This is a genomic window from Burkholderia sp. L27(2015), from assembly GCF_009765705.1.
GTDB lineage: Bacteria > Pseudomonadota > Gammaproteobacteria > Burkholderiales > Burkholderiaceae > LMUX01.
Window position 1 is genome coordinate 93,973 of sequence record NZ_LMUX01000024.1, and the last position, 11,250, is coordinate 105,222.

Genomic DNA, 11,250 nt, shown 5'->3' on the forward strand with positions numbered 1-11,250 from the left:
GTTGTCCTTCGCGTCGCTGGGCCAACCAAATGGCCACTATCCATTAGCTAGCGGCCACAGACACGAAGCGCGCCGTAGCGTAGTGCGGTTTGGTAGGTCGCCTGCTACAAGTGTCGCCCATACCCGAAAATGGCCCAGCGACCGTGCAGGCATCGAGCTGCCCCCAACCAACGCGCTGAAGCATTCCCATTTGATTATCAATAGCCGTATCAAAGCCTTTAAAGGAAAGGCTTTTCATGCGGCAATCAAGTTCAATGCCATGATAAATATCATTGTCATCAAATTTATTGAATCATCGCTCATTTTCCGCAGGGTTGCTGCCGGCTGACCTGACTGCTTCGAGCGCTGCGAGTTGGTCGTCGCTTAATCTGTACCGGCACTTAATGTTGCTGGTGAGACTTGGGACGGCTTCCCGACACTCGGGCAAGCTGGTCATTACCTGGGCCAAGAGTATCTGGAAATCGGGACTGTCGGGGTTTGAAAGGGCGAGGCTTTCCGCAATGGCCAGCGCCTCACGATTGCGTTCGAGTCTTAGGAAACAGCCACACCAGTGCTTGCGCGATTGGTCATGGTAGGCTGCCTTGACGATCCCGTCACACGCCATCCCGATCAGATCCTTAACCAGGAACTCCAAGCGGCTCCCTTTCAGCTCATCGTACAAATATAGGCAGACACCGGTGTAATCGTGAGTCCCGGCCAAGCGACGCACCATTTCAGAGATACGGGAGGCCTCCTTTACAGGCGTTAAGCTGTAGACCAAGGCCACGATGTCGGCTTGCAGGACGGCGTAGTCCTTCTCAAAAGGCTTCACGAATGTCGCCACCCGCTGATCGCAGAACTGACTGGCCAAGAAAATTTCGGTCATCAGCTTGGCTTCCAGCCTAAGCCCTCGGGTCAAGTGCCCAAGCACATTAGAAAAGTCTTCCGTTGGCGGCTTTCGATTGATCCGGGCTAGACCCTCTGTGCGGACGAAAATCCGCAGCAAGGCCACGCGCGTATGTACGGCAAGTGATGACGTAACACTCAAGCCCGCCATCAAATAAGTGCGCACCCGGAGATCGTCCCAATTTGCGAGATCGCCGAAGCAGAGGGCGATAGCCGACATGTAAGGGGCAGATTTCGGATTTCGTGTGTACCGCAGCAGAATCTCGGTCAGGTCGGCCGGTGCCCCGTTGGAGCATTGGCGAGTAAGCTCAAGTGTGCGAAAAATTCGGTTCGGATCGGTCTCGGATTCGAGTCTTGCTAAAATGAAGTGGTGAGCATGGCGTAATGAGTGCGTCTCGCGCCGCTCCCCGCCTCCCGGAAATAGTTCGACAGTTTCGTATTTTTCTACGACGGGGGAATGGAGGAAAGCGTTCCAAAAGGCGGAGCGAGCACGCCCTTGTGTGGCCGGCTCGCCGACTAGCCACTCTTCCAGCTTCGAGGAGTAGGCCACATCGGTGTCTTCCATTCGGTCACGCTGAGGGATGACTCTCCCCGGTTGCTCGCCGTCGCTGAAAGGTGCTGTATGTGTGCCATTTCCTGACCCCAGCACCCCGTTGATGGTTTGGCCATCGGCCAGGTAGGAGCGCAAGATCAGGATGTCGCGACAGGCCTTTTCAAAGACCTGTCTTAGCTTGTCGTAAATGCCCAGCCCGGCCTCGAAATCGGCATCGTCGAGGAACTTCAGGAGCGTTTCGAGCGTGACATTGATGTTTTCGTCGAGATGGCTGCTGACCTTGTTTCTGATCTCCCGATACGGTGTGATCGCTTCGTCCACCCGGAAGATCGCCTTGAATTGTTCTATGGCGTTCTGTGAAACCTCCTTTGCAAGGAGAAAATCAAGGCCGTCCATTCGCTGCGGGGCCGCAGGATCAACATCACGCGTAATGAGACAATCGCAGGCGCTAACTAGGTCGGTAATCATCCGAGCCTTCAAGATGCGGACGACATTCGGAAAGGTCTCGAACTTCCGAAGCAATTTGGCTTGGGCCATCATCCAACGTTGGAGGAGAGCGAGATGACCCGCACGGGCATGAATCGGGTGAGTACTGATGAGGGCAGTCGAATCAGGCCTCGTCATCGCAAGAGGATCCATGCCCATTTCGACGGCTTGCACTTTGCTGCCTGAAGCTTGATAGGCCCGTAGAGCCTCCTCGAATGCCGGATTGCCAAATTCTGGGAAGTCCGTTAGAGCGGGAAAATTGGCGATGCTCAATAGTTCAAGTGCGCGGTAAATTTCGGCCGCGCCTTCTACGAAAAATTCCGACTTTGCTGCATCGACGCCATTCCATAGCTCGATTCCTTCGCTCAGCTCGATGTCTTGAACGTGGGCGCTGAGTCGATCGCGAACCTTCTGGAAATATTCCTGAAATTCCTTCGCATAGTATTCTTTGAGAGTGTTGAAAGCGCCTGTGTCGTATCCCGCCTTTGTCAAGGGTTTGCGAATCTGGCGTGCGTGCGAGATGAAATCAACCGCGCGGATAAGGACGTGCCGCGTGAGCATCCGTGCATCAGCGTCGGTGGGCGCGAACTGCGCCAAACGCATCGCGAGTCTCATTTCCATTACCACGAAACGCAGCTTTTCGAGACGGATATGGAGCATTTAACGGGTACGCCTCACAGCTAATTCAACGCGCTAATGTATCGCAAATTTCAGGTCGAAATTGAGCCGTCTGGAGATTTTTCGCCTCCAATTTGTAGTAACGCCCCAAACATCGCCGTCGTGCGCTTCCATTTCGGCAAGCGCTTCGCCCTAGTAGGTTCTGGCAACATTTCCCGGATCGTTCGGGTCACTCCATCCGTGAAACAAAGCTGGTCGTGCTGCTGGCCGCGCACTCGCTGCACCCGTTTACGAAGTCCGAACAGCGAGCGCGACGCGCCGTTTGTGTATTCATGACCGGTTGGCCGATAACTCGCCGGCTGGAACAACAGTGCGAACGGCGGTTGTAATTCGAAAACCGACTAAGGAGCTACGTTGGGTCGAACGGCGGCAGTGGGTCATCAAGTGTCCTTCGCATAACGCAAGAGCTGCAAGTTGTGAGGATCGAGGGACCGCATGAGAACGAGTTAAATGAGATGCGTCTGATGTTACTGCTATTTCGATAATTCTTCTTATCACAATAGCTCTATTTTTCGTCTAAACTGTTAGGTATGAAAACGCGTCGCACTTCCGCCTTGCCATCGCCCGACCCTGAACCGGCCGGTTTTCCGGATCACGCCGCGTTGGCTGCGCTGCGCGCCTGGTACGCGGGACTGAGCACCCGGCAGGCAGTCGAGCGCTATCTAAACGACCGTCTTGAACCTGGTGTCTCGGCGCGGGCAATCATCGGCCGGATCCGTAACACGCTGATCGACCTCGCGCGAGCTCGGCAACGCCCGGATCTCGTGTCAGTGTTGCAGCACGACGCGGCCGGGCGCGTACCGCGTGCCAAAGCGGCGGGGCAGGCAATCGAGCTGTTGCGCTCGTTACCAGCGACCGAACCGCACATCAGCGACGACATCGCACTCTGGTTCGCGGAGCGGGCTGTTCGAGCACTTCGGGCCCACGGGATCAATACACTTGCCGACCTGACAGTACGGATTCCGCGCCGACGCCGCTGGTGGGCCGCGGTGCCGGGGCTGGGGCAAGCCAGTGCTCGCCACATCGAGAGCTTCTTTGCCGAGCATCCACAACTGACAGAACGCGCCCGCGCCCTCGTCGTCGCGTCGGATCAAGGAGGGATCGTCCCCTGGGAACAGTTGCGCCTCCCGCACGAGGTCGATGGTTCGCATGGGACCTTCCGCGCCCCTCAGCACACTTGCATGCTGACTGCCAGTAACGACTATGCGGCGATCAAGGCCTGGTTGTCACTACACGAAGCGGCGTCGACCCAGCGTGCTTACCGCAAAGAAGCCGAGCGGCTAATTCTGTGGGCCATCGTCGAGCGCAACTGTGCCTTGTCGTCCCTCACGACGGAAGACGCCATTGCTTATCGCAGTTTCCTGCGACGACCAACGCCTCAAGGGCGCTGGGTCGGGCCTCCGCGCCCCCGCACGGCGCCTGACTGGCGCCCGTTTAGCGGCGGCCTGGCCGCGCGCTCGATTGCGTACTCGCTCACGGTGCTCGCTGCGCTGTTTCGTTGGTTGATTGCGCAGCGCTATTTGCTGGCCAATCCGTTCGCCGGCATTAAGGTGCGCGGCAGCAACAAGGCGGAGTTGCTCGATACCTCACACGCTTTCAGTGACGGGGAGTGGGCCTTGGTGCGCGCCATCGCGGAGGGCCTCGAGTGGTCCTACGATTGGCAGCCACCGGCCGCCCGACGGTTGCGATTCGTGCTTGATTTTGCGTACGCCACGGGTCTGCGTGCCAGCGAGCTGGTCGGGGCGAAGCTGGGTAGCGTTCGCGGCGATCCGCAAGGCGATCATTGGCTGCACGTGGTGGGGAAGGGTAGCAAGGCCGCCAAAGTGGCTATGCCGCCATTGGCGCGGGGCGCGCTGGATCGCTATTTGGCCGAGCGCGGTCTTCCGATTGCGCCTTCGAGCTGGGACCCGAAAACGCCGTTAGTCGGTAGTCTTGAATCGGAGATCGCAAGTGGCATCACCAGCGCGCGGCTATGGGCCATCATGCGGCGCTTCTTTCGGGCTGCGGCGGACATAATCCAGGATGAGCATCCGGTACTGGCCGAAAAATTACGTCGGGCAAGTCCGCATTGGATGCGACATACGCATGCGACCCATGCACTAGCGAGTGGCGCCGAATTGACGACAGTCAGAGACAACCTGCGCCATGCGTCGATTGCGACGACGTCGATTTATCTGCACGGTGACGAGGCCAAGCGCGCACGGCAGCTGAATGACGCGTTTTCTGCTTAACGAAGAGCTTTACGCATGGTGCGAAAGAGATGGGGAGGATGGCTGCACCTATAGCTTACTTCGATCAGCTCGGTGCGCTCCAAAGGGGGGCTTACCCCCCTTTTCGATAACAGGTTACGTCAATTTTCCGTGTCTGCCGGCAAGGTGGCCCGATCTCCTCGCATTCCAATTTCTTTAAAATATCTCACTCTGTTTTCCACCCGACTTGGGATAAGTCACTTTGACGTAAATCGTTGTAGAAACTCGCGGTCGAATTTGCAAGTGTAAATTTTGACGTAACTCGTTGTGGAATGCGGTTTTGTGGCTATTTTGGCGATTACGCAGCACTTTACGTCCAATTTCGCCAACAAGTTACGTAACGGCACTCCGGCTCCGTAGTGCCACGAGGAACCGACAAGCTTACCGAGGTCCAAACACGACATTTCTAAATGGCTAGAACACGACATTTCTAAAAAGCTACTACAACAAAAAGTTCGATAATTTATCTTATGTTAAATTAAAACAAAACCTAGATGCCCTCTCGTTGGCGTTGGTTTGCACAAATCTGTTCCCGTTTTTTGCATAAATTTGTTCCTAACCCCCTAAGCAGGAATCGGAACTCCGCGTAGCCTCAACACGCCTCCAGTGGCACGGCTGACCTTCGTCATCATCCCAACACGCTCGATTGTCGGTACATCCGCAACCGATACACCTCGCTTCGTCAGAGGCCACCATGCCCAACTCCATCTCGGCTACCGGCCGCTGCGGTGGCGTATCTTGCTCGCCATCTTTTCCGTCCTATCGTCGGACCTTGTTTCCAGCTTGCTCAGCGCTGGCTAACGCGCCGGCTTCTTCACAACAGTAGCGACAAACTCCATCATCTCCCTTTCGTGGTCGAAGATGCGGCCAATGTCGTTCGTCACCTCACCTGTGATCAGCGCGTACGCGCTCTCCATCAGCGGTTCCAGTAGTGCTCTCGTTGCACTGACCCACGCTTCGTTACCGATCGTGCTTGAATAGTTGAGTCGCGCCGCGTCCTGGTCAACATACCAGGGGAAGAAAGCCTCATATGCATCAAGCGAGTACCGGATCAAGACGGAAAAGCTATCTAGCCGGGATGCGATGTCATCGTAGAGCGTTCTGTCAGGCAACAGCGTGGCAGTTGACGCAAGCTTCGATATTCCGTGATTTGACGCCCTAATCTGCCGGTATGTGACCTTCGGTTCCTGACCGTCGCGCTCACCCGCGAGCGCTATGTGCGCTTTCAACCCACATTCGAAACCCATCAAGAGATCGACGAACGATTTGATCCGACCAGTCTTGGTGGTAATACGCTCCCACGTCACGTCAAAGCGGTCGGCAAAATCTTGGGCGTCAAACGCGTACAGTTGGCCAACTTCGTGGAGAATGGAAAGTGATTGTTTCGTCATTTTGTTCCCGATCAGAACTCCACTTTTTCCTTGTGCCGGCGGGCCGGCTATTTCCTATTTGACGACGCAACGGACATCGTTGGCGTCGGTCACCGCGTAGACCTCAATGTTCAGCAGTGCCCGAACACGGGGTGGTACTCGCACTGCCGCAAGCTCCATCTCTGCCGGGACGACAACCGCAAACCGCGCTTGGCCCACCTCTTCGTCAGGCATACGGCGTAGCAATTGCCCATAAAGGGTGTCGACGTCGAGCGGGCCGTTCCGTCCGGTTCGTCCCTTGGCCTCGGCATACAGCCGTTCTTGTCCGCGCGTGCCCACGACATCAACGCGAGCAACCTCGGTCTGTACGGTCCAGCCTTCCCTCACAAGATAGGCACAGAATGCCTCGACCACTCGCTTCTCATCCCCGCGCATCTTAGCTCCCGCTTTTCCTACTGTAAGTTCAAACACGAACCGGCAGGGTTGTCGAGCGTTAAAATGGCTCATCAATGCGCTGACGAACGCACTCACGCGCCCCCTCATTGCCACATGCATCGCCGATTCATATGCAACGCTCAAAACGCTGTAAGCGCACAGGTGCGCACGTCCGAAGCGACCGCCGAAACCGCGCTGATACTGCAATCAATCTAGCGGTTTTCCTGTTGGAATCGCTTCCAGTTCGTCTGCCGTCTTTTCGTTAACCTTGTGTTCATCGAATCCGTACCAATCAAATACATCGGAAGAACTAATCAAACGTTTCTCACCATCTAGCAATAAGAACGCATCTTTTGTACCTTCAACTTTGGCCAGACAAGCGTGTTCGGAAAGGTCCTTCTCTATGGCAAAACGATCCAAATCAGGATAGTTGATGATACTCTCCCAATCTTTGAACAGCGCTTCGTATGCCGTCCGGGGAATACCACGCAGTTTTCCATCAAGAACGAGGTAAACCGCACCGTTATTAACTCCGCGTTGATCCCGCACTCGCGCACCATTCAGGATGTTGCGCTTGACTATCTCGCTGATAAATCCATCGACATTTCCTGCGAAATCCATCGGCATCACGCCGAGGCAATAACGCCTAGGCGGCTCTTTCTGATCCTTGAGGAATTCAAAAATAGTTTGGTTAATTTTCACGGCATGAAGCCGGAGTGACTCCCCCCATGTGGAGGATAGGAAGTTGAGAAGTATTTTTTCTGAATCTCGACTTGTTTTAATCTCATCTTCGGTTTTACTTTTTCTTATATCTGGTGGATACGCAATCTTTTTGATGTTCTGTTCTATCCATATTTTCTTATTAGAAGTAGCGATGAGATACCAACGGTTTTGTGTCGAAAAAAAACCATTTTCTTTGATACCGAATCCCAATTCACCATTAACATCGTGGCCATTCCAAGGAATCCCTTTTGTCGATTCCCAAGCTTGCCCCTTCCCATTTGCACGGATCAACACTATCCGACCTCTAGCTTCCCCGACGGTCGGAATTCTCGCCTCGAAAAACCATTTACTTTCATTATTACGCACTTCTGCATCAAATTTCGTCGAAAAAGCGCCTCTGGTGTGTTCATCGTACTTCTGAACATTCATAAGTACGAACTCAGTTTTATGCTGTTCCAGGAAGTTGTAGACGTCGACTAGTACGGATGCAAAGGTGAGTTCCTGATCAGACGGGCCATGAACAACCCTCAATGGTTTATCTAAACCATCCTCCTTGAGCCTGATATCCAAAAACCTGATGCCCAAATCGAGTTGATCTCTAATCGAATGATATTGGCACTGTGATTGTGATACGCTCTCTGGTATTGCACCGGATTCGTGTGTCCCCGGAATACTGACCCAAGCGATAGATTGTTTAGGCTCGAGACTTGCCATCCAATTTTGCATGTTCATGTAGTTTAGCCAATCAATATAATTATTTAAGAAAAAGGCTTAACGAAACAGCCGCCCACTCAATCTCACCAGCACCTTCGATTTAACATTTATTTGATCAAAATGAGCGCAATTTCTGGACCGCCGCGCGCTCCTGACTGGCGATAAATGCGCATATCGCTCTGTCACCTCTATTGACGAGTGACCTAATAGATCTTTCACAACATATAACGAGGCATCGTCGATCACAAGCCACGATGCAAATGTGTGGCGTAAATCGTGAACGCGAAAATCCTTAATTCCAGATCTTGCGCAAGCTGACTCAAAACCCGTCTGAAATGTCGTGATGTTCGCATCAGCGGAGGATGCAAAAAACCACGGCAACGCTGAGAAATTACGCGATAACCACGCAAATCAGCACGCTTCGGTTCGCCAATGCTGCGGCCACCGAAATACGGCTGAAGACGCTTAGGAGAATACAAATCACGCTGCTTGCTGCGATGACTTTTCGCAGCAAGTTACCCGCGTAACCGGATAGTGCCTCTTCCTTCAACCTAGGCCGTGACGGCAATCGCACGAAAGTCTGCGTCTGCGGTGGATTCGACAGCGGATGGTTCCTGTGACACGAGCGCGCCGAGGGCATTTATCGAGCTCCGACTTGTGTCAGACTTTATTATCTTGTGTCGGAGTTTATTGTTGTGTCCAACTTTATTAATTGTTCACAATTTGCATCCAAAGCGACATTTGTTGCGTTGCCATGACGTTCTTTCCTTCACTCAGCGAGTTCAAGGCTGAGTTCAACAAACGACTTCTGGATTTTGCGTTTTTTCGCATTCATCCACGAGCAAACAACCATTCCTGGGCTCGTTGCAACGTAGCCTGGTCTCGTAGATACCGCCGCCACGGCAGCATCGCCTTCCACGGTCATAATCTGTCGTTTGCCCTGTTGTCGAACGCTATCGCCAATCTTGAACTTCTGCATGTTTTTTCCTAGTCGTTAAGCATCGCGCCCCGACGCTTCAGTCCAGCGTTACCACGCGTCCGATTTCGACCACGCGCTCCTTGGTAAGGAAGCGGTAGGCGTAGCCGGTTTCCTCCAACACTTCGATGCAGTCAAAGAAACCGATAACACGGTTCTTCGAGTTCCAGTTATCCAGGGAATTAGGCTGTCGCTTACCCGAGGCATCAACGAGTTCATAGACGACTCCCACGCCTTGTGGCGGGGTTCCGTCGATCTTTCTGACGTTGAATGAGACATTGTCGCCTTTGGCGGTTTCGATCGTTATTTTTTTCATCATTCTTAGCTCTCCCAATGCTTGCTTTCATGTGCCGGCGATCCCGGCTTTTCCTTGGTCAAACAGCCAGCGCGGCGAATTCGTCGTTTGCGTTCGCGAGCGCGTCTTGGGCCTGGAGTAACTCGCGCTGGCGAGCAGCAAGGTCTTCGACCGTGACCGCGTGAGAGCCGGCATCCAACTTCCGCTGCATGCTCGCGACAACCGCCTTCAGGCGCTCTACGTCGCTCTCAAGATCCAGCTTGCGCTGAAAAACCTTGCCCGCGTCACCAGCAGGCCGCATTAGGGGATGCAGCTTGTCCTGTACCATTTTCTTTTCCATTTCGGACCTTCTAGCGGCTACCGGCCGGATACGGGGCGCACATCGCGCCTGGCGCTTTTCCCGCTGTTTAGTGGGTCATACCGCTAATTTTCATCACCCCGCCCGTCAAATCGGCCAGGACCGCTCCTGCTTCGCGCAATACACCGAAGCCACCTTCGCTTCCCTCGGCCGCTTCACGATCGATGAGCATGACGCTGTCGTCGATCTCGACCAGCTTCAGACGCTCAGGCATCTTCGCGAGCAGAGCATCGAGCTTCTTTGCCCACGCCTTCTCGTCTGCGCTCAACGCAGCGACGCGTACATCGTCTTCATCAACAAGAATGAGAGCCATATTTTTCCTAGGTGGCGTCCTGGCCGGCTTTTACGCTATCGCATCCCGCTGTCAGGCCGAACAATGACCCGTCGCGATTCTGGCGAATATCATTTCGCGTGTAAGAATTGAACGTAATACTCAGGGTGGATCCAACCGCCCTCGTTGGGGTTGTGAAACCAGATTGTGGTAGTGCCATCACTCATCGACATCGCGCCTCCCGCCCCTGTCACAACAGGCGTTAGATGCTCGCCTCTGATGGACACGCACTGTGGCACCCCGCCGGTATTCATACCGTCACACACGCGCTTCGCGATCGCAGGGGTGATCGTGACGCCTTTACGTCCAATCTCTTTCAACGAATTCCAAAAGGCAAACGCTAGGAGCGGGGAGCGGCAGACGTATAACTGCCTCCCGCCTGACGACTGCGTCGCAGTATGCCAGAGGGCAACACCCGACACACAGAGCACGAATAACAAACTGCAGAAAAGACGGAACGATATTTTCATTTCACCTTGCGCCGAAAAGTCGGCGATTTATTTGAAAGTCGTCTTTACGAAGCAACTGGCAACCGAGGCTTTTTCTTGTGCCGGCGGCCAACCGGCTTTTCCTTCGACTAGCCACGCAAGCTAGAATTAAATTCATCGAACTGCGCAGCCTCGATATCACTCTGCTCAATCGCCTCAATTGCCGCCGCGGCAACCTTCACCATTTGCTCCCGAAAATCACCTCCGCCCCAGGCGTCTCCCGCGAGCTTTGCGATTTCTGCAATGCGGTTGTCGCCGTCACGCTGCAGGAGCACACCGCCATCGCGTTCTCTCCGCGCGCAGCGCTCGGCCTCGACATCCTCGAAAATTCGCTGAATAGTTTCCATGCGATTCATCTACCTTCCTAGTGCAGGGATGCGGGATAAACAAAGTCCGCATCTGGTGTGAATTCATACCGAGTTTGGTCGCCGTCAAACAAAACATAGCCTTCAACACGCTTATCGCGAAGTAGTTGCACGGCACGGCGGGTATTGGCGACCTCAAACTCTTCAAGCCGTCCTTGATCGACTCTCTTACCACCTGTGGACGCCCCGTCGCTTTCGATCAAGAGGTCAAAAGACTGTCCAGAGCCGACTTTACGACCGTAGATTCGACCTTTCATCGTCCTCGCCTTTTTCCTACCCGATATGGTGCTTCTGTTCATATTCAACCAACTCGCGAGGCTCCGGCGTGTTGAGAAGCCTCCGGT

The 11,250-nt window shown here is 54.2% G+C and carries 13 protein-coding genes; 2 read left to right on the top strand and 11 right to left on the bottom strand.

Translation table 11 applies throughout. The features are described 5' to 3' along the window. The first annotated feature begins 1 nt into the window (after position 1). A complete protein-coding gene (locus tag GSQ77_RS26750; RefSeq protein ID WP_158906773.1) occupies positions 2-328 on the top strand; it encodes a hypothetical protein in 327 nt (108 codons plus the stop codon). Here GSQ77_RS26750 and GSQ77_RS26755 read toward each other — a convergent pair. Further along, the gene (locus tag GSQ77_RS26755; protein ID WP_158906775.1) at positions 293-2,584 is read right to left on the bottom strand and encodes a hypothetical protein; all 2,292 of its coding nucleotides are present in this window, start codon (positions 2,582-2,584) and stop codon (positions 293-295) included. The two genes, GSQ77_RS26750 and GSQ77_RS26755, sit on opposite strands and share 36 nt — an antisense overlap. A 548-nt stretch (positions 2,585-3,132) precedes the next feature. On the opposite strand from GSQ77_RS26755, the gene GSQ77_RS26760 reads away from it, so the two are divergent. Further along, positions 3,133-4,833 carry a phage integrase family protein gene (locus GSQ77_RS26760; protein WP_158906777.1) on the top strand — a complete coding sequence of 567 codons (1,701 nt, stop codon included), beginning with the start codon at positions 3,133-3,135 and terminating at the stop codon, positions 4,831-4,833. Between the two features lie 815 nt (positions 4,834-5,648). Here the strand turns inward: GSQ77_RS26760 and GSQ77_RS26765 are convergent. From GSQ77_RS26765 to GSQ77_RS26810, 10 genes are all read right to left on the bottom strand, one after another. Further along, positions 5,649-6,242, bottom strand: a complete 594-nt coding sequence (locus GSQ77_RS26765) for a hypothetical protein (protein ID WP_158906779.1) — start codon at positions 6,240-6,242, stop codon at positions 5,649-5,651. A 54-nt stretch (positions 6,243-6,296) separates the two neighbouring features. After that, positions 6,297-6,656: a hypothetical protein gene (locus GSQ77_RS26770; RefSeq protein ID WP_216854959.1), complete on the bottom strand. Its 360-nt coding sequence runs from the start codon at positions 6,654-6,656 to the stop codon at positions 6,297-6,299. A gap of 207 nt (positions 6,657-6,863) precedes the next feature. Further along, positions 6,864-8,111 (bottom strand): phosphatidylinositol-specific phospholipase C domain-containing protein, encoded by a 1,248-nt coding sequence (locus GSQ77_RS26775; protein WP_158906781.1) that lies wholly within the window; start codon positions 8,109-8,111, stop codon positions 6,864-6,866. 39 nt (positions 8,112-8,150) lie between these two features. After that, positions 8,151-8,474, bottom strand: a complete 324-nt coding sequence (locus tag GSQ77_RS26780) for a tyrosine-type recombinase/integrase (protein ID WP_254067840.1) — start codon at positions 8,472-8,474, stop codon at positions 8,151-8,153. A 388-nt stretch (positions 8,475-8,862) separates the two neighbouring features. Further along, positions 8,863-9,072 carry a hypothetical protein gene (locus GSQ77_RS26785; protein WP_158906783.1) on the bottom strand — a complete coding sequence of 70 codons (210 nt, stop codon included), beginning with the start codon at positions 9,070-9,072 and terminating at the stop codon, positions 8,863-8,865. A gap of 37 nt (positions 9,073-9,109) precedes the next feature. After that, positions 9,110-9,388 (bottom strand): hypothetical protein, encoded by a 279-nt coding sequence (locus tag GSQ77_RS26790; protein WP_158906785.1) that lies wholly within the window; start codon positions 9,386-9,388, stop codon positions 9,110-9,112. A 55-nt stretch (positions 9,389-9,443) separates the two neighbouring features. Beyond that, a complete protein-coding gene (locus tag GSQ77_RS26795) occupies positions 9,444-9,704 on the bottom strand; it encodes a hypothetical protein (protein WP_158906787.1) in 261 nt (86 codons plus the stop codon). Positions 9,705-9,771: 67 nt separating this feature from the next. Further along, a complete protein-coding gene (locus tag GSQ77_RS26800) occupies positions 9,772-10,035 on the bottom strand; it encodes a hypothetical protein (RefSeq protein WP_158906789.1) in 264 nt (87 codons plus the stop codon). A gap of 595 nt (positions 10,036-10,630) precedes the next feature. Next, entirely contained in the window at positions 10,631-10,897 is a 267-nt protein-coding gene (locus tag GSQ77_RS26805) for a hypothetical protein (protein ID WP_158906791.1), read from the bottom strand. A gap of 8 nt (positions 10,898-10,905) precedes the next feature. Further along, positions 10,906-11,250 (bottom strand): hypothetical protein (locus tag GSQ77_RS26810; protein ID WP_254067841.1); only part of this gene is annotated, 345 nt, incomplete at its 5' end.